The organism is Hymenobacter tenuis (assembly GCF_054780495.1).
Genome location: NZ_BAAGWF010000004.1, coordinates 661,121 through 683,505 on the forward strand (window position 1 = coordinate 661,121; position 22,385 = coordinate 683,505).

Consider the following 22,385-nt stretch of genomic DNA (forward strand, 5'->3'; position numbering starts at 1 on the left):
AGGGGAGGGATTCTGATAGCTAAGTTTGTTTTCATAGCTTAGAAAGACACCGCACTTTGTGCGGTGTTTTTTTGTGCTAATTACTTTTGGCCCAGCCAGTTTTCAGGGTTGAGGTTGGAGCTGTTATGCCACACCTGAAACTGCACCTCCGAAGTGCCTTCCGCGTCCGTAGAAACCGTTCCAATGGTCTGGCGGGCACTGATGGTCTGGCCCTCGCTTACGCTCACATTGCGCAGCTTGGCGTACACGGTAAAGTAGTCGCCGTGCTGCACCATCACAATAGTGTTCATGCCGGGCACGCTGGCTACGGTCAATACCTTGCCACTGAATACGGCGCGCACTGGTTCACCGGAGTTCGTCTGTATATCAACGCCCCGGTTTTCTACTACCACATTCTTTAGCACCGGATGGTTGTGGCGCCCAAAGTGCTGGCTAATGAAGCCGCGCCCAACGGGCCAGGGCAGGCGGCCACGGTTGTCGCGGAAGGAAGCGGCCAGCTCGGCAGATTCGGGTGTCAATGTTACCCGGTCTACGCGTTCAGCAGCGGCCTCGGCGGCCTCCGTTTCGGCGTTGGCCCGGGAGGTAGCGCTAGGGCTGCGAGTGGGAGCGGTACCGGCGGCCGCCCGGGCCGCGGCTGCTTTGGCCGCTGCTGCCCGCTTGGCCGCCGCAATACGAGCCGCGCGGGCAATTTCTTCGCGCACACGTTGGGCAATCAGGTTGTCCAATCGGCTTACGGCCTGCTGGCGCGCGGCCAGTTCCTTGCGCAGGGTTTCTTCCTGTTGGGTGAGCTTGGTTACTACCTGGTCTTGCTGGCTTTTTAGGGTTAGCAGGTTTTTCTTTTCCGAAAGCTGCGATGAAAGCAACGAGCCTTTCTCTTCCTGCTTTTCCTTGAGGCCCGTCAGCTGGGAGTTAAGGCGCTGCTGGGCCTGTGTAATTTGGGCGGCCTGAGCCTTGCGCACTTCCGTATACTGCCGGATATAGCGCAGACGCAGCATAAACTGGTTAAATGATTCCGAGGCAAACAGGAACATGACCCGGTTATAGCCGTTGGCCGTTTTGGAACCCGTGTAAATCAGGCGGGCATATTCGGCTTTCAGCTGCTCCAGGCTCTGGCGCGTGCGCTGAACTTGGTTTTCGGTCTGGCGTACATCAGTTTCAAGGTAACGCAGCTCGTTGCTGATGTTCTTGATGATTCCCTGCTGCGACGTAAGCTTTTCTTTTAGAGCGTTCAACTGCCCCACGGAGGCCTGTTTCTGCTGTTGGGTTTGCTCCAGAATGCGGCTGGTTTCCTGAATCCGCTTAAGAGTCAGGCGCCGCTCGCGCTCTAGCTGGGCCTTCGTTTTCTGCCGGCCTGCGCTGGCACGCTGCGCCCATACGGAGCTACTGCTGCCAAGCCATAGCAGCATGCCAATCACCAGCCACAGCCAGCGCTTACTTTTTCCGAACATAGCCTTTGGGTACCGAGAACGGGAAAGCTAGTCTTTCTTTATCTAAGTCTATGTTTCGGAAGCTCACAGAGGCCGTGGCCGGAGCCGTACTTTTCGCTTGCTTCAAGTTAAGCAGCATAGCGTGCGCGAAAAGCTGCATGTTGGGCGTCAGGGGCTGAAAGTCAGAGTAATCAACCGTGATGCTGTTTTGCGAGGACTGCTCTAGCACTGAAAGCTGCTGGACCCGGGCTTTAGCTACATCAATAAGCTGCTTTACCAGTAAGCCGCTCTGCTCATACGTTACATTCTGCATGTCGCCTTCTGTGGCAACTTGCGGCGTTACTTCACTGCCCGGGCTAGCAGGAAGGTAGTCGCCGAGAAGCAAGGCCTGAACGCGCTCAAACGTTACGGGTACGTTCAGCAGGCGGCTCAGGTAGGCATAGTCGCCGGCATAATACTCGCGCTGCAACGGAAACAGCACCTTCACTGAGTCGCGGGTAATGTAGGCCCGGAAGCCCTCGATGCCGAGAGAAGCGGAAAGCCAGATAACACTGTCGCGGCGCACGCGCACGTTTAGGTTGGCCGTTTGCTGAAGCCCCGGAAAGTCAATGGCTACTTTGCCCTTGGCTTTCAGGTAGCGAAAGTCCACGTTGGTGGCCTTCACCATTTCGGGCGTTTTGGTGCGGGTAGTGGCAGATCGGCCAGTGAGCAGTTTGCGGTTACAGCTGCCTAGCAGCAATACGGCGCTCAACAGCACCAGCACGAGGCGGTTACTCATACAGTTTCTTGTCTTTAATCTTCCGATCAATAAGCGGGGAAGCGCCGCCAGTTTTCTTAGCGCGTTGCCATTCCGCTAGCGCTTTATCTTGCTCGCCAAGTTGGAACAGCACGTCGCCATAGTGCTCGATAACGGTGGCGTCTTTGGAGGTTTTGAGCGCTTTCTCTAACTGCTGCCGGGCACCGGAGTAGTCTTTCATCCGGTACAGCACCCAGGCGTAGGTATCGAGGTACGTGTCGTTGTCGGGGTTTTGCTTTACCAGCTTGCCCGACATTTCTTTGGCCTTGTCCAGCTTTTCGCCCCGCAGTGAGAGGTAGTAGCTGTAGTTGTTCAGGGCCTGCGCATTGTTGGCGTCAAATACCAGCGCCGCTTCATACGCCGCATCCGACTTCGGATAATCTTTCAGCTCATGGTATACGTCGCCGAGTTGCGTGTCGAATTGGGCTAGTAATTCGGGGTTGTCGGTGGCGAGTTTACGGCCGTACTCCAAGGCTTTCAGGGCTTTGGAAGGCTGCTTTTTCAGCTGATGCCCCACGCCATTGTAAAACCACAACGAGGCCTGGTTTGGGAAAAGCTCCAGAGCCTGCTCCGTGTGCAACAGCAACGAATCAACCTGGTTTAGCTCGGCATCAATGAGCACTACCTGCTGCCAGATCTGATACCGGGAGTTATCAAGCTTAATGGCTTTCTGATAGTTAGCGCGGGCCGCTGCCCGGTTGCCCGTCACAGTCTGGATGTCGCCGGCAATGGAAAAGGCCTTGGCCTCGCGGGGGTGTACACGGGTAGTAATGGCGGCCAGATCCTGCGCGGTCTGGTTAAGGGCTGGGTTAGGAAGCTGCCGGATGTAGTCGACCAGAATCCGCACTTTGTCATCAATATCCAGCAGGGGGCTCGCAAACGCCAGCTTAATCTGCTTTTCTGATTCCTGGGGATTGTTCTGCAACCGGTACACATCGGCCAGAATCATGCGGGCCCGGGGGTTGTCGGGGTCTTGCTTCAGAGCCAGCTCCGCCGACCGGATGGCATCGGGGAAGCGGTTATTGGTAGCGTACAGTTGCGCCTGGGCTAGCACGTAGCGCACCTGGTCGGGGTTGGCCGTAATCAGCGACTCACCTTCCCGCAGCGCCTTGTCGAGGTTGTTTTGCTTCAGATAAATCTGCTGCTTTTTGAACGATACCTCATCCAGCTGGCCGAATTGCTTTTCCGCCTGATCAAAGGTGGCCAGCGCCTCATTCAGCTTGCCCTGAGCGATGTACAGATCAGCCAGATTAAAGAGGTAGTAACCTGAGTTAGGCACCTCTTTGATAAGCGTATTATACACCTGCGCGGCTTGGTCGTACTGCTTCTGCGACGTGTAGATCTGGGCCAGCAGCAGATGGTAGTAGGCGTTCTTAGGGTCCAGCTTCACGGCAATTTGCCCGAAGTTGGTAGCATCCTGCAGGTTGCCGCTTAGCAGGTTGGTTTCGGCAATTTTGTAGTTGACGGCAGCATTGGTCGGGTTCAGGGCATACGCCTTGAGCAGGCGCTCCAGAGCCTTGTTGTAGTCTTCCAGCATTAAATACCGAACCCCGTCGACAAAGAAGGACTCGCTCATTTCGCGCTCCTTTTCCGACAGGGTTGGTTTTTGCTGGGCCGCCGTAGCCAGCGCAGCTCGCCGCGCCAGCTCTTTACGCTCTTTGCGCGTTAGCTTGCGGGGTTCCTCCTGTTTGGGAGAAGGGCTAGCTGTTTTTTGGGCGTACGTCGGCCCGGCCAGAAACAGGCCGAGCAGAAGTACCGAAAAGATGCCAAATCGACTCATGAATAACAGTAGCGCAAGCCTTGCAGCCGCGTTTTGGACAAGAGGAAACCTAACCCCCAACAAACCAGACCTGAAAAAGGCCCGCGCTACTGAAACGCCAGGAGACGCAAAATTATCACACGCGCAGCGTGTTATAATCACCTAGGCTCAGGTCGTGAGGGGTGCCGGCTACGGTAGCGTGGTTTCCAACCATGGAGTTGGTCAGGCTGGAGTTCAGTACCGAGGCCGACTGCTGCACGATAGAGTTTGAAACGACTGACGCGCGTACGTTGGTATGGTTGCCTAAGGAAACGTGCGGGCCCACCACCGAATCGGTGATGATAACGCCTTCCCCAATATACACTGGCGGAATCAGTACGGAATTGGTGATGGTAGCCGATTTGGATACCAGCTCCTCGCCGCGTTCCTGCAAATACTCCAGGTAGCGCTGGTTGGTGAAGACGGTAGCATCCTTGTTACCGCAGTCAAGCCACTCGGTTACGCGGCCGGGCACGAAGGTGGTGCCTTTGTTCTTCATGTTCTCGAGGGCATTGGTGAGCTGGTACTCGCCTTTGTCCTTGATGTCGTTATCGAGCAGGTACTGGAGCTCGTTTTTCAGGTACTCGCCATCTTTGAAGTAGTAGATGCCGATGATAGCCAAATCAGAAACGAACTCCTGGGGTTTCTCCACGAAATCCGTAATCTGGCCCTGCTCATCCAGCTTCACTACGCCGAAGGGCTTGGGGTCCTCAACACGCTGTACCCAAATAGTGCCTTCGGCTGAGGAGTCGAGGATGAAATCAGCCTTAAACAGTGTATCGGCAAAAGCTACTACCACGGGGCCATCGAGGGCCGACTTAGCGCACAGAATAGCGTGAGCAGTGCCCAGGGGCTCGTCCTGGTAATGGATAGTGCCTTTGGCGCCTACTGATTCGGCAATTTGTACCAGGCTTTTCTCTACCTCCGCCCCAAAGCGCCCGATGATGAAGGCCACTTCTTCTACCTGTTCGCCGCACACTTTGGCAATATCCTCCACCAGCCGTTGCACAATGGGTTTGCCAGCAATAGGAATAAGAGGCTTAGGAACGGTAAGGGTGTGGGGGCGCATGCGCTTCCCCATGCCAGCCATCGGGACGATGATTTTCATAGATGTGGACTAGTAAGGGTGTACTGTTGAATTGGAAAGGGTAGAAAAAGCCGTGCGTTTACTAGGTCTGAATGAGAGGCAAACCCCTTGTAACCTTTTTCGCGTCAGCTGCTTAATGAACTCCGGTGCTGCCGTAGCCGCCCTGGCCGCGCTCAGTTTCGCTGAGCGTTTCCACGGGCTGCCACTGTACGGTTTCATGGCGGGCGACAACCAACTGGGCAATCCGCTCGCCATCCTGTACTACGAACTCCTGGTCGGACAGATTCACGAGCAGCACTTTCAGCTCGCCACGGTAATCTGCATCGATGGTGCCGGGGCTATTTACTAGGCCAATGCCGTGCTTGAAGGCCAACCCGCTGCGGGGCCGAACCTGCATTTCGTAGCCAACCGGAATTTCCAGAAACAGGCCCGTAGGTACCAGGGCGCGTTGCAAGGGCTTCAACGTAACGGGCGCCTCGAGGTTGGCCCGCACATCCATTCCGGCGGCGTGGGCAGTCTGGTAAGCGGGCAGCGGATGCCGGGAAGTATTGATAATAGGAATCTGCATGTACTAAGGGCCAAAACGGGTGGCTAGGCGGCAAAGATACGAGTCGGCCGGCCGGTTGCGCGTAAATGTTGCCGGATTGCCGGGAAATACAGGACGATTCTGAGGCACTAGGCACTCTGAGTCGTCCGAAGCTACTGAATTCTGGAACTTTCGGGTACCAAGCTCATCAAATTAGATGGTGCGCAGGCGGCGGCCTTCTACTAGGCCTACTAACCCCACAAATCCCAGGGTAAGCGCCGCATGGAACCCATAGCGCATCCAACCAGCCTCCACCGGCGTCCACCAGCTGAGGGCCACTACCCCCACGGCCACGGCCAACCATACCAGGAGGCGCGCCACGGGGTAAGGCACCGGAAAGTGCCGCTCGCCCAGCCACCAGCACAAGGCCGCCATCAGGAAATAGCAGGCCAGCGTGGCAAGGGCCGAGCCCATGTAGCCCAGGAGTGGAATCAGCAGGAAGTTGAGGGCAATGGTGAGGATGGCGCCCGCAAAGCCCAAGTAGGTGCCGTAATAGGTTTTATCAGTGAGCTTAAACCACACTGAGAGGTTCCAGTACACACCCAGAAACAGGTTGGCCAGCAGCAACACCGGCACCACGGCCAGCCCTTCCAGGTACTCGGGGCGCCGCAGGAATATTTGCGCCACCAGGTCTACGTTCACGCTCACACCTACAAAGAGCATGGCGCAGCACAGCGTAAACCACTTCAGGACCAGCGCAAAGGTGCGGGGCGAGTTTTTGTCGGTGCTTTGGGCGAAGAAGAACGGCTCGGCAGCGTACCGGAACGCCTGTATTACGAGGCTCATCAGAATGCTGATTTTGTAGCAGGCCCCGTAAATGCCCACTGCCGCCAGATTGCTTTTGCCGGGGTAGAAGCCCTCGGGCAGCCAGCGCGGCAACAAAATCCGGTCGAGCGTTTCATTGACCATTCCGGCCAGTCCCATCAGCATAATAGGGTAGGCGTACTGAAGTAGCGGCCGCAGAAACGCTAGGTCTAAGCGCGGCTTAAAGTCCAGCAGCTCGCGGCCCAGCAACAGCAAGGTGAAGGCGCTGGCAGCCAGGTTGGAAATAAACACGTAGCCCACGCCCAGCGTCGGGTCATATATGCTTTCCACCAAAGGGCGCAGACCGGTGAGGTACTTGCCTGCCAGTACATCAGGGCACAGCACGATAAAAAACAGGTTCAGCCCCACATTCAGCAGGATATTAGCCAGCCGAATGCCTGCGAATTTCTTGGCTTTGTTTTCCAGCCGCAGCCTCGCAAACGGAATAGCCGCCATGGCATCAAGCCCCAGAATGATGGCAATCCAGATGGCGTAGCGTTCTTGGCCGGGCGGCAGGGCTAGCAAGCTCATCAGGGGCCGGGCTAGCATGGACAGCACGGCCGTCAGAACAATGCTTGTGAGCACGAGCAGCGTCATCACCCGATCATACAACTCGCGGCGGTCGGTGCCTGGGCGGTTGGCAAAGCGGAAGTAGGTTGTCTCCATGCCGTAGGTGAACAGCACGTTCAGAAACGAAACGTAGGCGTATAGCCCCGTCACGATGCCATACTGCGCCGCCGCAAACCGATTGGTATAAATCGGAACTAGCAGCGTGTTGAGCACTCGGCCCACAATGCTGCTGATACCATACACGGCCGTTTGGGAAGCCAGGCGCTTGGCTATACTCATGCTATTGTAGTCGTCAGAAATGGGATGATGAACGCCTGTTCATCACAACGTCATGCTTCAGTGGGCCAGAGCCCGTTGAAACATGACGTGTAAAAAAAGCTGTTTACTAGGGCTTATTTGCCGCTAAACACCGCCGGGCGCTTCGCTAGGAAAGCGGAAGTGCCTTCGCGGAAGTCCTCAGAATCAAAGCAGCGGGCAAAACCGTTAGCCTCGCTCTGGTAGCCGTTGCGGTCCTTGTCGTAATAGGCATTCACGCTGTCGAGGCACAGGCCAATGGCAATGGGTGCTTTGGTCAGGATGCGGGCTAGCAACTGTTTGGTAAAGCTCAGTAGCTCGGCCTGGGGCACTACATGGTTCACGAGGCCCAAGCGCAGGGCTTCATCGGCCTTGATCATGTCGGCGGTCAGCAAAAGCTCAATGGCCTTGCCTTTCCCGATGAGTTGCGTGAGGCGCTGGGTGCCGCCGTAGCCCGGAATCAGGCCTAGGTTCACCTCCGGCTGCCCGAAACGGGCGTTATCGGAGGCAATACGCATGTGGCAGGCCATAGCCAGCTCGCAACCGCCGCCCAATGCAAACCCATTTACGGCTGCAATAACGGGCTTCGAGCTTTCTTCAATCAGGCGGAAGGCGTCCTGGCCGCTTTCTGAGGCCCGGCGCGCCGAAATATCATTCAGCTTGGTGAGCTCGGCAATATCAGCTCCGGCCACAAACGACTTTTCGCCGCTCCCGGTCAGGATGATGCCACGCACGGCGCTGTCGTCGAGGGCGTGCTGCACCGCCGCCCGAATTTCCTCGATGGTGGCCGCGTTCAGCGCATTCAGCTTATCGGGGCGGTTTACAGTCAGGGTCAGGATGCCGGACTCGGCTTCCAGCTGGTAGAGCACGTTGTTGAAAGAATCCATAAGGTAAGGCAGAAGGTAGCGGTAGGAACGGGGTAAAGATAGCCGGTCCGGTTTAACTGCCGATGCGCTGTTTTGGCAGCCTAATGATTACGCTCAGTTACTCAACGCACTAGGTCATCGGGAAGCCATAACCGCTGCGTGTCCGGTTTCTTCCCGCAACCTTCGCATCAGATTCGAAAATTTATATATTTACCTGAACAGTACCTCCCATTTCAACCTCTATTCCATCATTATGGGCTTTGTTTCCGAGTTCAAAGAGTTTATCTCAAAGGGCAATGTGCTCGATCTGGCCGTTGGCGTTATTATCGGTGGCGCTTTCGGCAAGATTGTCTCATCGTTGACGGACGATATCCTGATGCCCATCCTGAGCGTGTTCACGGGCGGTATGGATTTTAAAGACTGGTTTCTGGCTCTGGACGGTACCACCTACAAGACGCTGGAAGAAGCCAAAAAAGCTGGCGCCGGCACTATCAATTATGGCTTGTTTCTGAATGCGGTTATCACGTTTCTGCTCATGGCCTTTGCTATCTTCTGGATTGTGAAACTGGCCAACCGCTTTAAAAAGCCGCAGGAAGTTATTGTAGCCGACCCCGGCCCCACCAAAGACCAAGTACTGCTGATGGAAATTCGGGACGCCCTGCGCAACCGAGCCTAGCCAATCTCCTGCTTACTTTTGACCGGCCTTTGCTCCATTACCGGAGTGAAGGCCGGTTTTTTGTATTCAACCATTCGGCTTTCTATGACTAAAATTTACGTGCGAGCAGCCGCCGTACTCTGTGGGCTGCTAGGAGCATTACTGGCTCCAAGTGCCCTGGCTCAAAGCCCCGTTCCGTATCGGCCGCCGGTGCCACAGCCTACCTACAAAATATCGGCTGAGGTAGATACGGCGCAGGGGTGGCGACGCGGTGGGGCCGGTACGCTCAACTTCAGCCAGGTAAGCCTGAGCAACTGGTCGCCGGGTGGCCAAAGCTCGCTTTCTCTGCTGGCGGTCGGTAACCTGTATCTGCACTACCGCGGCCCTGAGCACACCTTTGACCTCTCGGGCAACCTAGTGTACGGCCTGCTCAAGCCGGGCAAGTCCAGGATGCGCAAAAACGACGACCGGCTGGAAATAAATGGCCGCTACGGCCGCCAATTCAGCGAGAAGTTCTCGTATGCCGCCCAAGTCAACCTGAAAACGCAGCTTACTCCCACCAAATCCCTGGAAAAACCCGATTCGCTCTTGTCGCGGTTTTTTGCGCCGGCCTTCATTCTGGCTTCAGTTGGTATCGAATACAAGCCTAGTGCTGACTTCTCCCTGCTTTTGTCGCCCCTTACTGGCAAGTTTACGGTAGTAGCCGATCAGCAACTGGCCGATGCGGGGGCCTTTGGGGTGCGCCCGGCCGGCCTCGGTCCTGATGAAGTGCCGATTCCAGGTACCGGCGAGCGGTTGCGCGAAGAAGTAGGTGCGTACCTGAATGCTCGCTACCGTCGCCAGCTCGGCACCAACGTTACGTATGCTACTAGGCTGGAGCTGTTCAGCAACTACTTTCACAACCCCCAAAACGTGGATGTGAACTGGGAAAACCTGGTTGATTTCAAGGTCAATAAGTTTATTAGTGCCAGTGTAACCACTAATCTGGTGTACGACGACGATATTTTGGTGCCGATTGACTGCGACGAAGATGGTACTCCCGAAGAGCGAGGGCGGCGCATTCAGTTTAAAGAAACCTTGGGTATTGGCCTGACCTACAAGTTTTAACTTGATTTGAACTAACTTTACTCACTGCCCGTTAGGCGCAACAACCTACCGCAACGCTACATCCCGGATGTACGTTAGTGGGGGCTGCTTTTCCCCTCTTTCCTGCTCTATGAAGACGTTGCTTTCTGCCCTGCTAGTTGCCGCTGCCGGCCTACTGGCTGCTCCTGCTGCTATGGCCCAAAGTACTGCCAGCACTACCCGCACCGATGTGATAGGGCAGGCTCCGCGACCTACAGAAGAAGGCGCCCGGAAAAAGCGTAAGTCTTCGGCCTCGGATATTGCCCGCATGCAGCAGCGCATGAGCATGAACCCCGACGAAGCTAAGCGCGACCAGCAATTGGAAGTTCTAGAGGCTCGCTCGGGCATGAACACCGGCAACACCAGCTTTGGGCGCGCCGCCGGCCCGGCCCGGCAGTTCGAGAAAGGCTCCGGCGGATTCACGGTGCGTAAGTTCAAAGAGAAAGGCGTCGGGACTGCCCGTCAGAAGCGCGGTCAAACGCGCGCCTCTGGCTACGCCGAGCCCAAGGGCAAGCCGCTAAACCATAATAAGAAGAAACACTTCCTGTTTCTTTAGTAGAACAGCTCCCCAACAAAAAAGCCCCGGCACAGCGTGTCGGGGCTTTTTTGTTGGCAGTACAGGCAGAAGGTACTAGGCCTCCTAGGCTCCGTAACCTCCCGGAAGTTAAAAGCTGGCCGTGAGGCCAAACTTAAGGTAGGTCATATCGTAGCCGGCTTCAGCAAACGCCCCAATACCATCAGTTACGAAGTAGCGGGCACCTAGGAAAATGCCTCGTTCAAAACGCAAGCCGCCATACGATTCGTTGTAGCGTTGCTTGAGCGCCTCGTCGTTCTGCGGGTTCTTAAACGACTCCACCCGGAATCCGAGGCTCACTCCCGCGTACGTATCGAGCTTGCTTACTTCCAGCAAATCATAGTGATAGGTGCCTCTGGCTAATACAATGACGTTGGTCCAGCGGGCTTTGTCGGAGGTGCCAGCGTAGTCATAGTGGTAACTTTTGTAGCCAATTAGGCCGCCCACTCCAATCACGCCCGGTCCAATACCTTCTACTAGGCCTTTTTCCGCCGAAAGGCTGACGGCGGGGCTTGACTCTAGAGAGTTGCCGAACCCGTATCCGGTGCCCAGCCCCAGCCCCAGATTGACGGCCGTGGTGCCCTGCCGAAACAAAACGCCCGGCGCCACCGGTGTGCCCAAGGGAATAGGTGATTTTACCTGCGCTAGGGCAGAGGTTGTCAGCAAAGCCGAAAGCAGAACAAAGGCACTGGTTTTTTTCATAGGAAAGTAGAAAAGCAGAAGCTACACGCAAGGCAGCAACGCAGGCTAGGCCCAAAATGATACAGCAGACCTATCCCTAGGTGGCACTTCAGCCCGAAGTACAAGGTAGTAACAGGTGCGCAACGGCCGGAAAACACAACGGGCCCCGACCGGTGAAAGTCGGGGCCCGCTAGGCTACTATATGCTTCAAAGCGTTTGCTTACAGCGTCCGCTTCACTTCCTGCTCTTCGAAACCTTCGATGTTGTCGCCTTCGCGCAGATCGTTGAAGTTCTTCAGCGAAATACCGCATTCGTAACCCTGACGTACTTCCGACACATCGTCTTTGTAGCGCTTGAGGTCCTGAATCTCGCCTGAGTACACCACGATACCGTTGCGCACCAAACGAACTTTGGTTTTCCGAGTAAAGGTACCGTCCGTCACCATACAGCCGGCAATAGTGCCCACTTTGGTGATGTTGAACACCTGACGAATCTCGGCGTTGGCTACTACCACTTCCTTCACCGTTGGGGCCAGCATGCCTTCCATGGCATCCTTAACCTCATTAATGGCGTTGTAAATGATAGAGTAGAGGCGAATATCAATCTGCTCCTGCTCAGCCAACTTGCGGGCACTCAGCGAAGGACGTACCTGGAAGCCGATGATGATAGCGTCGGAGGCGGATGCCAGCAACACGTCGGATTCCGAAATAGCACCCACGCCTTTGTTAAGGATGTTCACGGCCACTTCCGGCGTGCTCAACTTCAACAGGGAGTCGGCCAGTGCTTCCACCGAGCCGTCCACGTCACCTTTCACGATAACGTTGAGCTCCTTAAACGAACCGATAGCCAGACGGCGACCAATTTCGTCGAGGGTAATGTGCTTTTTGGTGCGCAAGCTCTGCTCACGAGCCAGCTGCTGGCGCTGGGTGGCCAGTTCGCGGGCTTCGCGCTCCGTCTCCATCACCTGAATCTTGTCACCAGCCTGGGGGGCACCGGTCAGGCCAAGAACCTGAACTGGAGTAGCCGGGCCGGCTTTCTTCATCTTTTTACCGCGGTGGTCGGTCATGGCCTTTACACGCCCAAAGTGCGGGCCTGCCAGTACCATGTCGCCTACCTGCATTGTGCCGGTTTGCACCAGTACCGTAGTTACGTAGCCACGGCCTTTGTCCAGCGAGGCTTCAATAACGGTACCTACCGCGTTGCGGTCGGGGTTGGCAGTCAGTTCCAGAATTTCTGCTTCCAGCAATACCTTCTCCAACAGATCATCGATACCGAGACCCGTTTTAGCCGATACTTCCTGGCTCTGGTACTTACCACCCCATTCTTCCACCAGCACATTGATGGCCGATAGCTCTTCCCGCACTTTGTCGGGGTTAGCGCCGGGCTTATCAATCTTGTTGAGCGCAATAACAATCGGAACACCGGCTGCCTGCGCGTGATTGATGGCTTCCTTCGTCTGCGGCATCACCGAGTCGTCGGCTGCTACCACAATGATGGCAATGTCCGTCACCTTGGCACCACGGGCACGCATAGCGGTAAATGCTTCGTGACCCGGTGTATCCAGGAAGGTGACACGCTTACCAGATTTCGTCATTACGTCGTAGGCGCCGATGTGCTGGGTAATACCCCCGGCTTCGCCTTTCGCTACGCTGGCATTCCGAATATAGTCAAGCAGCGAAGTCTTACCGTGGTCAACGTGACCCATGATAGTCACGATAGGAGCACGGGGCTGCAAGTCTTCCTCGTTGTCTTCAATTACGATGGTCGTATCTTCTTCCTCTGCGCTCAGGAATTCGATATCAAAGCCAAACTCATCCGCAATTACGGTGATGGCTTCGGCGTCGAGGCGCTGGTTGATGGATACGAACATGCCCATGTTCAGGCACACCTTAATTACCTCGTTAACCGAGACATCCATGAACGACGCTAGGTCGTTGGCCGAGATGAACTCCGTAACCTTGAGGGTCTTGGCGTCCAGTTCATTCTGGGCGCGCATGGCCTCACGGTCTTCGGCGGCGGTGTTACGCTTGTCACGGCGATATTTAGCACGGTTCTGCTGCTGACCGCGGCCACCACTGAGTTTTGCCAGCGTGGCTTTGATCTGCTCCTGAATTTGCTTGTCGTTTTGCTCAGGCGTAAGGGCTGGAGCCGGCTGACGGTTGCCACCACCTTGGTTCTGGCCCGGACGGCTATTGCCACCCTGACCACCACCTGGACGGTTGCCAGCTGGGCTGGTCGGACGGTTGCCACCTGGGCCACCCTGTCCACCGCTTGGGCGGTTACCACCACCTTGCTGGCCAGGAGCACCTTGTCCTCCACCTTGCTGACCAGGAGCGCCGGGGCCTCCCATCGGGATGCGCTGGCGCTTCTTCTTATCAGCCGGGTTCAAACCGCTCTTGCGTACATCAGATGAAGCCACCGGGCGAGCCCCGCGGCCTCCTCCTCCACGCCGCGACGAGTCGAGGGGAAGTTCAATTTTGCCTAGCACCGTCAGGCCTTTCAGCTGATCGGCTTTAGCTACGATGGTTCCTTCCTCCGCTTGTGCCTCAGGAGAAGCGGCAACGGGAGCTTCCGGAGCTGGGCTGGCAGGAACAGGAACACTAGGGGCCGGAGCCGAAGCAACAGGCGCAGGCGCTTTTGGCGCTTCAGCAACGGGAGCCGGAACAGCAGGTGCCGGAGCTGCAACCGCCGGAGCAGGTGCTGGCTTAGGAGTTTCTGCTACCGGTGCTGGAGCTGCCTTAGGCACTTCGGGAGCTGGTTTAGCTTCTGTTTTTGGTGCTTCAGCTACGGGAGCCTGAGCGGGCTTTGGCGCTTCTACTACCGGGGCCGGCTGTGGAGCAGGCTTGGCTGGTTGCGGCGCTGCAGCAGCGGGGCGGGGCGGAACCGGACGGCCTTTCGAGTCAAGCTCGATTTTGCCCATCACTTTCAAGCCAGGCACGCGTGCCGGTTCCTCAACAGGAGCAGGCGCGGGGGCAGGCTTGGGTGCTTCAGCTGCCGGAGCAGGCTGAGGGGCCGGGGCAGCGGGTTGCGGAGCAGCCGGCTTGGGAGCCGGAGCGGGCGCAGCAGCCACGGGTTTGGGCGCAGCCTCGACACTACGTGCCTGAGCAGCTTGTGCTGCGGCTGCGTCTAACTCACTCTGGCGCTTGGCCTGACTGAGTTTTGCGGCTTCCATCTTATCCTGCGCCGACGACGCAAACGCCTTCTCGAGCAGGGATACCTGCTCAGACGTTAGCTTCGTCGTCGGTTTATTTTCGATGACATGCCCTTTTCCCGTTAGAAAATCCACAATTGTGGAAAGGCCAACGTTCAGGTCTTTGGCCGCCTGATTCAGCCGTTTGGTTGCTGCTTCCGCCATTCTATGCTCGCGAACGATACTCTTATTCAGTTGCAAAGGTACTACATTAAATCTTGCCGGGCGGGGTCAAAATCAAGCCACCCGGCCTGATTTTAACGCCCTTGCCGTACCGGCCGCCGCGCACTCATTGCGCGCCGCCGGAATTTGGTGCTTCGTCGTTCTGTTCTTCGCTGTCTTCGAACTCCTGGTTGATCACACGGAAGAGTTCTTCCACAGTTTCTTCTTCCAGTTCCGTCCGACGAACGATGTCTTCTTTGCTGACAGCAAGTACGGAACGCCCGGTGTCAAGGCCGATTTTCTTCAGCTCGTCCAGGATCCAGCCTTCGATTTCGTCCTGGAACTCGTCCAGAGCAATATCTTCCTCGAAGTCGCCGGCATCCCGGAAGACGTCGATTTCCATGCCCACTAACCGCGAGGCCAGCTTGATGTTCGCGCCGCCCCGTCCGATGGCCAGTGATACCTGGTCAGGCTTTAAGAACACGGAAACCCGGCCAGTTTGTTCGTTTATTTTCATCGACGTAATCTTCGCCGGCGACAAGGCCCGAGCAATGTACAGCTCCAAGTTGTCGGTGTAGTTGATGATGTCGATGTTTTCGTTTTCCAACTCGCGCACCACTGCGTGGATACGAGAGCCTTTCATGCCTACGCAGGCGCCTACCGGATCGATACGGTCATCGAAGCTTTCAACAGCTACTTTGGCCCGCTCGCCTGGTTCGCGCACAATGTTCTTGATGGTGATAAGGCCATCGAAGATTTCAGGCACTTCCTGCTCCATGAGGCGCTCCAAGAAAGCGGGCGCCGCACGGGAAAGGATGATTTTAGGCGTGCCGTTCAGCACATCTACGCGGTGCACAACGGCCCGGATGGTGTCCCCTTTACGGTAACGATCCTTCGGGATTTGCTCGCCCTTAGGCAATACTAGCTCGTTTTCGTCCTTGTCCAGGATAAGGGCTTCGCGGCCCCACACCTGGTACACTTCGCCTACCACGATTTCGCCTACCTGGTCTTTATAAGCCTGGTAGAGGTTGTCGCGCTCCAGGTCTTTCACCCGCTGAATCAGCGTCTGACGGGCCATTAGCACTGCCCGACGACCAAAGTCCTCGAGTTTTACTTCTTCAGCTACCTGCTCACCAATCTCAAAGTCCGGCTCAATTTTCTGCGCCTCTGACAGCGGAATCTTGTCGAAATCCCAGATGTCCTCGGAGTTGTCGTCAACGATTTCGCGGTTACGCCAGATTTCCAGGTCGCCCTTATCGACGTTCAGGATGACGTCGAAGTTCGAATCATCGTCGTACTTCTTCCGAATCATGGTGCGGAATACCTCCTCCAGGATGCTCATCATCGTGGGGCGGTCGATGTTCTTCGACCGGGCGAATTCGGCAAATGATTCAATCAGGACGTTGCTGTTCATACTGATTTGCTGTTGATTATCGGTTGATGAGTGTGAGGTAGGGAGGCAAATGAAAGGCTCATTTGGGGTAGTGCCTTACCCACAGCGCTCAGCTAGTTATTTAAACGAAATCACCACTTTAGCTTCGCTGATAGCAGCAAAAGCAACGAAAGCGGTGGGGAGGGTCTTGGTCTTGCTTTTCTCCTTCACTATTTCCGTCAACTGAATGCCTTCGGCTTCAGTTGCTTCCAGAGTGCCGGTTTTTTCGGTGCCGTCTGTGAGCTTGAGGCTCAGGTTGCGGCCCACGTGGCGGGTGTACTGGCGCGGGTCGCGCAGGGGCTGATCGGCGCCTGGCGAAGTCACCTCCAGCGTGTAACTGGCGTCCTCCCCGTACTCCTCATCCACCCGGCGCGCCAATCGGCGGCTAACCTGCGCGCATTCATCAATGCCAACCCCCTCTTCACCGTCGAGTGTGACGGTAACTTTAGGGCGAATAGCGTCAGAAACAGTCAGGTCTACTACAAACAGGCCGCCGTCGGTGGGCAGGCTGTCTTGGAGTAGCTCCGAAAGGCGGGCGCGGTCAAGTTTCATAGGTAGGACAAGGGTGATAAAAGAAAGAGGGGACTGTCCGTCCCCTCTCATTGTCTTCTAGTTTGCTGGTGCAAAGATAATACAATTACTGCCCGAAAGCAAGCCCTGTTGCGCTACCGCTGTACGGTAAGCCAGCCTTTCAGGGTGGTGCCATCGGTAGCCCGCAGCAGGTAGTAATAAACTCCGCCCGGAAGGCCTGCTCCGTTCCAGTTGTTTTGGTACTGAGCCGCCTCAAATACCTTGGCTCCCCAGCGCGAGTAGATTTGGATTTGGGAAGGACAGGCGGTACTCACCACGAAAAATTCATTTTTTGGGTCGCCGTTCGGAGTGATGATATTGGGGGGCAGGACGGACGGAACAACCGCAACCGTAGGCAAGGCCTGCGCCTCCGTACAGCGCCCCTCGTTGTAGGCTGTAACGAGGCGGGGCTGGTAGGCGCCAGGTTGGGCATACGTATGGGTGGTAGTAGCGCCCGTAACCGGAGGAGTTCCGTCGCCAAAATCCCAGGTGGTGGTACTAGCCCCTCCTGAGAAGGTAAGTGTAAGCGGAGCCAAACGATTTTCAGGGCAGCCGGCAGGTGTCCAGATAGGAGCGGTAGTAGGAACCAGCGCCACGCTTACTTGCCGGGTGCTGGTGGTCACGCAGGCATTGGGTATAGTATAGGTAAGGGTTACGGAGCCGGTAAAGTTAGCAGGCGGCGTAAACACCCCGCTTGGGCTGACATTAGGGCCACTCCAGATACCACCAGCCGGGCTGGCTCTTACCTGAAACGGCTGCCTCGTGCCCGGGCAGAGGGTAGTATCGGGGCCGGCGTTTACCGTTAGCGGGAGCCCCACTTTCACGGAAACAGTGCCCGCAATATCACACAGGCCGAAGCCAGTGCGGTAGTTTAGGGTATGGGTGCCAGGGCCGGCTAGGGCCGGTGTAAAGGTAAACACACTGCCAACAGGCCCATTTACGCCGGGGCCGCCCCAGATTGCTCCTTTGGGCAATGGTACGGGAGTGTTGGTATCGGTACAGTAAGGGGGAAGGACAGGAGCTGTAAAGGTGGGTGTCGGCTGTACGCTCACGTTTACCGCGCTGGTGCTGGAGCAGCCACTAGGCAAAGTAATAGTGTAAAGCAGCGTGTGGTAGCCAATGAGATTGGTCGTCGGCGTGAACACAAAGTCAGTTGTCAGGTTGCTGGAAACGCCTGGGCCCGACCAGAACCCGCCCGCCGGGATGCCCACCAACTTGCGGGGGGCAGTACCGGTGCACACAGTGAAGTCAGGACCCGCATCGGCCTGCGTTACGGTAACCTTGAGCGTCGTCTGGAGCTGACATCCGGCCGCATCTACTGTATATACCAGCGTGTGCGTCCCGGGGCCGGCCTCCGAAGGAGAAAACGCGCCATCCCTCACGCCTGGGCCAGAGAAAGTACCGCCCGCAATTGAGGCGACTAGCAGAACAGGAGGCTGCGGCGGCCCAGGGTTCAGGCAGAAGTTGGTTTGAGCGGGCTCGGTAAACGCTACGCTAGGAGCCGGTACTACCGTCAGGCGCAAGTCAGAAACGCCTCCGCAGGGCCCAATGCCGGTGACGGTATACGTTAGGTTTTGGGGGCCTAGTAACGCTGCGGTAGGCGTGAAAACGTAGCCAGCCGCTACGGAGCCCGATACACCGGGCCCGGCCCACACGCCCCCAAGTGGGCTGCCGGTGAGCTTTACAGGCGCGGCGGCCACGCATACATCCCGGTCGGTGCCGGCTAGTACGTTCACGGTTTCAAAGTTGTATTTGAAGGCGGCGTTGTTGCAGTTGGTGCTGTTATTGACGGTAGAGTAGTACCCTGCGCCAGGCGGAATGGGCCAGCTACTGGAGCCGCCGCAACCGCCGCACACCGCCTGGTACACGGCGCCTCGCGGATCAAAGCGAGAGGTGCCGCCATCTACGTGGTCTTGGCCATTGCCCCCAAAGAAGGTGGCATAATCTAGGCTCCAGGCGCCGCTGGAAAGCTGCATCAGGTAAAAGTCGCTGCCATCGGTGGTGCGCTGTGTGGCGTTAGCGGTGGTCGGGAGCTTGCGCACGTTGCCGTTGCCGTAGCCTACGTTATTGCCGCCGCCCCAGCCCGCCACGTAAATCCGCTCGCATTGGTCTACCAGAAAGGCCGTGGGGGAAATGTCAATCCAGGGTTCACCGCTGCCGAAGGTGGTAGCAAATTCTGTTACGCTCAGGTCGGCGTTCAGCTTGTGAATAAACTGTCGCCCATTCTCGACGCCGTAGCGGCCGCCTATTGTCGGGTAGTTGCCTAGGGTCTGGCCAAGCACATACACGCTGCCTGCCTTATCCAGCTGCACAAAATACGCTTGGTCGTAAGCCAGCGTACCCAGCACCGCCGCTTTTTCCAGCACCGAGCCATCGGCGCTAATGCGCACAATAAAGCCGTCGGTTCCCTCATGCTGCGCAGGCGTTACGCTGCCCGGGGTAGTTGGAAAATCGGGGCTGGTAGTGCCGCCGGCTACATACACGCGGCCGCTGGCATCTAGCTGGAGCGAGTACGCTGCATCGGGTTGGTTACCGCCCAAGTGGCTACCCCAGGTAAGCTGGTCAAGGCTGGGGCTAAGCTTGCAGACTACACCGTTCTGGCCAGCTATGAAGGGCTGAAAATTATTGCGAACTGGGAAGTCGCCGGAAGGTGAGTTCGAGGCGATGTAGACGTTGTCGCGGCTGTCCACCAAAATGTCGCCCCGCAGCTGGTCGCCGTAGTTTTGAATCAGCTTAAACACACTATTCGATACGAGGAGACCCTCATTGCCCCCGCCGCCTAGGTAGGTAGAGCCAATCAACCGAGAGCCATCGGCGCTGAGGCGCGTTACGGCCAGGTCGGAGCCATTATCCATGCGCGTGGCCGGGTGCGAAAACGGGTTCACCGCGTAGCCTCCATTGAAACTGGCATCAATAGCGCCGGGCGTGGTGGGGAAGTTGCTGGAACCAGTAGTGGCCAGAATCAGCAACTCATTGCGGCTGTTAACCACCAAGCTTTGCGGAAACTCAGCACTGCTGCCGCCCAGGTACGTGGCCCACACGCGGGCAGCTGGGCCGGTAGCCGTGGTGCGGTACTTAATGAGGGCGATATCAACACCACCCTGGTACGTTTCGTTGTAGGCGCCTACGCTGGCCGGATACCCCACCCCAAACACAATGCCGCCCGTGTAGAGGTTGCCTTCCTGATCATAGGTGGCCGTGAAGCCCCAGTTATCGGCGGTAGAGCCTGTGAACGAGGAAAACACCACGGTCGGGTCGATGGTAAGGGCGCGGCGGTGGTCATAGCGGCCGAGGCGGAACTGCACCTGCTGGCCCTCCAGCACATAGGCGCAGGGTACGGGCTGGCGCTTGCCATTGGCATCGGTTTGCCAGGCTTTTGGGGCTAGCTCTTTCACCAAACCCACGGACGTGCGAATCTCTAGGGTACCTTCAGAAGTAAGCCGCATGCTCTCGGCGCCACGGTAGCGCAGCCGAATGGCCGCCGCATTGGCTTCGGGAGCCAGCTCGAAGTCGTATTCCAGCTGCTGCTGCTGGTTTTCATAGAGCTGCGCACTGATGCCCGGCCATATGTGCTGGTAGCGCACCCGGCGGAAGCTAGGCACCGCATGTGCCCAGCGCTTGGGGTCGTTGCCGCGCAGGTAGTTGCGCACTTCCTGCGTGGGCTCTGTGGCGGTTACTACGGGCCCGGCGGCAGCGCCTACAAACTCAACCCGGAAGGCGTGTGCGGGTACGGGGCGGTTGGGGGCCGGAGCAGGGCTAGTAGCACGAGCCTCGGCACCATGCGCGTGCGGAACGCCGGCCGTTAGTGCGTAGGTCAGGCCAGTAGGCTCCAGAAACAGGCGGCCGCCCGGAACATCGGCAGAAAAAAGTACGGGAGCGGGCCACTGGCCACGGTTTTCAATAAATTCTAATTGCTTATCTGAGGGGGTTGGGCTACTAGCCCTGGCGGACACTTGAACCGCACACAACAGACATAAAAACAAGTAGAGTTGCTTCATATAGCAAGAGGCAGATAACGGGTAGTTTCGCAAAGCTACGCGTTATCTGCCTCCTCTTTAGCCCAAGTTGGCGGGGCCAACGCACAATTTAGCGCTGCACCGTAAGCCAGCCTTTGGCCGTGCGCCCGTCGGCATCTTTCAGGTGGTAATAGTAGGTGCCCGCCGGCAGATTATCGGCCTGCCAGTCGTTGCGGTAGTTATCGGTTTCGTACACCTTATTGCCCCAGCGCGAGAAGATGCGCAGAGAAGCCGGCCGGCAGCTGAAGCGCGGCACAAACGTATCATTCTTGGTGTCGAGGTTAGGCGTGATGATGTTCGGGACAAATACATCCCCCACTATGACCGGCGCAAAACTGGTTTCCACGGTACAATCGGAGTAGCGGGCTGTGAGCTTCACATTGAAGGTGCCGGCTGCGGTGTAGAGGTGCGTTGGGCGTTCTTCTTTGGAGATGGGGCTACCATCGCCAAAATCCCACTCATAGGTGCCGCCGGTTAGCACTGGCTCGAAGTTGACTGTGAAGGGGGCCAGGCCCGTGTATTGCGGTGCAGTTGAGCACTCCGGTATGTTCAGCGGAAAATTGACGGTAGGGGACGGCGTGACTACAATGCGGCGGGTGGCCGAAGCGGTGCAGCCATTCACTTCTACGGTGTAGCGAAGCGTAAATATGCCCCCGCGCAGGTTGGTATCGGGTGGGGTAAACAGGCCGTCGGGCGTTACGCCAGGGCCGCTCCAGGTACCGCCGGCTGGGCTGGCGCCAGTCAGCTGCAGGGCTTTGGTTTCGTAGGCGCAAAAGGTAAGGGTAGGCCCGGCATTCGGCTGGGGCAGCGGGCTTACAGTTAAAACGCGGGTAGCGGTGCCACAGCCCAACGAATCGGAGTAAGAATACTGTAGTGTGTAGGTGCCCGGGCCCGCCTGCTGCGGATTAAACACGTTGCCGGAAAGGCCTTTGACCGGGCTCCAGGTGCCGCCCGCCGGGCTGACTTCCAGCGTTACGGCCGCGCCATCGGCGCACATAGGCGGCACGGGCGAAATCGTGACGGGCAGCTCTGGCGTCACAATCATGCGGAGCGGGCGGGTGCTCTGGCAGGTACCGGTGGTGGTTACGGTGTACAGCAGCACGTTGCGGCCTACTAGGTCAGCAGAAGGCATAAACTGATAAGAACCGTTGGTCTGGCGCGTGACGCCGGGGCCGGTCCAGGTGCCGCCACTAGGCTGTCCGCCGAGCGTAACCGGGCCGTTGGTCAGGCACACGTAGCGGGTGGGGCCGGGGTCGGCTACTGTAATACCGAAGTTGATGGCAAAGGCCGCATTGTTGCAGTTGGTGCTGCCATTGCGCGTGTTGTAGTAGTTGGCGCCGGCCGGCACCGGAAAACCCTGTGTGCCGCGGCAACCGCCGCATACGGCCTGGTACACTACGCCCCGCTTATCAAAGCGGGAGGTGCCGCCGTCCACGTGCTCGCCGGTGCCGCCCGCCTGCCCGAAGAACGTAGCGTACTCGAGGCCCGTGAGGCCGGGGCGGAACTGCGCCAAGTAAAAGTCGTTGCCATCGGTTGTTTTTTGCAGGGCGTCGGCGGTGGTTTCCAGCAGCTTGGTGCTGCCGCCGGCATAGGTGGCATTGGTGCTGCCGCCCCAGCCGCTCACGTATACCCGCTCACAATCATCAACCAGAAAAGCCGTGGGAGATATGTCGAAGCCGGGCTGCGTGGAGCCGAACGTGGTGCTGTAAACGCCTCTATCAAGGGCGGACGACAGCTTGTGAATAAACTGAT

At 57.3% G+C, this 22,385-nt stretch carries 16 protein-coding genes; 3 read left to right on the top strand and 13 right to left on the bottom strand.

Going from position 1 to position 22,385, the window contains the following annotated elements; translation table 11 throughout:
* Window positions 1-80: 80 nt before the first annotated feature.
* From ACYVGU_RS16390 to ACYVGU_RS16420, 7 genes are all read right to left on the bottom strand, one after another.
* Complete coding sequence (locus ACYVGU_RS16390) at window positions 81-1,448, bottom strand: murein hydrolase activator EnvC family protein (protein ID WP_460622945.1); 1,368 nt, start codon at window positions 1,446-1,448, stop codon at window positions 81-83.
* Window positions 1,432-2,205 (bottom strand): DUF4292 domain-containing protein, encoded by a 774-nt coding sequence (locus ACYVGU_RS16395; protein WP_460613712.1) that lies wholly within the window; start codon window positions 2,203-2,205, stop codon window positions 1,432-1,434. Before ACYVGU_RS16395 ends, ACYVGU_RS16390 begins: the two co-directional genes overlap by 17 nt.
* The gene (locus tag ACYVGU_RS16400) at window positions 2,198-4,003 is read right to left on the bottom strand and encodes a tetratricopeptide repeat protein (RefSeq protein ID WP_460622946.1); all 1,806 of its coding nucleotides are present in this window, start codon (window positions 4,001-4,003) and stop codon (window positions 2,198-2,200) included. The genes ACYVGU_RS16395 and ACYVGU_RS16400 overlap by 8 nt, the downstream gene beginning before the upstream one ends.
* 115 nt (window positions 4,004-4,118) lie before the next feature.
* The gene (locus tag ACYVGU_RS16405; RefSeq protein ID WP_460622947.1) at window positions 4,119-5,129 is read right to left on the bottom strand and encodes a sugar phosphate nucleotidyltransferase; all 1,011 of its coding nucleotides are present in this window, start codon (window positions 5,127-5,129) and stop codon (window positions 4,119-4,121) included.
* A 112-nt stretch (window positions 5,130-5,241) separates the two neighbouring features.
* Window positions 5,242-5,676 (bottom strand): dUTP diphosphatase, encoded by a 435-nt coding sequence (gene dut / locus ACYVGU_RS16410; protein ID WP_460613715.1) that lies wholly within the window; start codon window positions 5,674-5,676, stop codon window positions 5,242-5,244.
* A gap of 171 nt (window positions 5,677-5,847) precedes the next feature.
* Entirely contained in the window at window positions 5,848-7,347 is a 1,500-nt protein-coding gene (locus ACYVGU_RS16415; protein WP_460622948.1) for a lipopolysaccharide biosynthesis protein, read from the bottom strand.
* A gap of 113 nt (window positions 7,348-7,460) precedes the next feature.
* Entirely contained in the window at window positions 7,461-8,249 is a 789-nt protein-coding gene (locus tag ACYVGU_RS16420; protein ID WP_460622949.1) for an enoyl-CoA hydratase/isomerase family protein, read from the bottom strand.
* 232 nt (window positions 8,250-8,481) lie between these two features.
* Between ACYVGU_RS16420 and mscL the strand changes: the two genes are divergently transcribed.
* The 3 genes from mscL (at window position 8,482) to ACYVGU_RS16435 (ending at window position 10,564) form a co-directional block, all read left to right on the top strand.
* Entirely contained in the window at window positions 8,482-8,904 is a 423-nt protein-coding gene (mscL, locus tag ACYVGU_RS16425) for an MscL family protein (RefSeq protein WP_460622950.1), read from the top strand.
* Window positions 8,905-8,988: 84 nt separating this feature from the next.
* Window positions 8,989-9,990 (top strand): DUF3078 domain-containing protein, encoded by a 1,002-nt coding sequence (locus ACYVGU_RS16430; protein WP_460622951.1) that lies wholly within the window; start codon window positions 8,989-8,991, stop codon window positions 9,988-9,990.
* Window positions 9,991-10,099: 109 nt separating this feature from the next.
* The gene (locus ACYVGU_RS16435) at window positions 10,100-10,564 is read left to right on the top strand and encodes a hypothetical protein (protein WP_460622952.1); all 465 of its coding nucleotides are present in this window, start codon (window positions 10,100-10,102) and stop codon (window positions 10,562-10,564) included.
* Window positions 10,565-10,672: 108 nt separating this feature from the next.
* Here the strand turns inward: ACYVGU_RS16435 and ACYVGU_RS16440 are convergent, their stop codons facing one another.
* The 6 genes from ACYVGU_RS16440 to ACYVGU_RS16465 all read right to left on the bottom strand — a co-directional run.
* Complete coding sequence (locus ACYVGU_RS16440; protein ID WP_460622953.1) at window positions 10,673-11,284, bottom strand: hypothetical protein; 612 nt, start codon at window positions 11,282-11,284, stop codon at window positions 10,673-10,675.
* Between the two features lie 199 nt (window positions 11,285-11,483).
* Window positions 11,484-14,618, bottom strand: coding sequence for a translation initiation factor IF-2 (infB, locus tag ACYVGU_RS16445; protein ID WP_460622954.1), 3,135 nt, complete (start codon window positions 14,616-14,618; stop codon window positions 11,484-11,486).
* A gap of 124 nt (window positions 14,619-14,742) precedes the next feature.
* Complete coding sequence (gene nusA / locus ACYVGU_RS16450; RefSeq protein WP_460613723.1) at window positions 14,743-16,029, bottom strand: transcription termination/antitermination protein NusA; 1,287 nt, start codon at window positions 16,027-16,029, stop codon at window positions 14,743-14,745.
* A gap of 96 nt (window positions 16,030-16,125) precedes the next feature.
* Window positions 16,126-16,599: a ribosome maturation factor RimP gene (locus ACYVGU_RS16455; RefSeq protein WP_460613724.1), complete on the bottom strand. Its 474-nt coding sequence runs from the start codon at window positions 16,597-16,599 to the stop codon at window positions 16,126-16,128.
* Window positions 16,600-16,712: 113 nt separating this feature from the next.
* On the bottom strand, window positions 16,713-20,615 hold the full coding sequence (locus ACYVGU_RS16460; protein WP_460622955.1) for a DUF7948 domain-containing protein: 3,903 nt from the start codon (window positions 20,613-20,615) through the stop codon (window positions 16,713-16,715).
* Window positions 20,616-20,703: 88 nt separating this feature from the next.
* The coding region (locus ACYVGU_RS16465; RefSeq protein ID WP_460622956.1) for a T9SS type B sorting domain-containing protein at window positions 20,704-22,385 on the bottom strand (1,682 nt) is incomplete at its 5' end.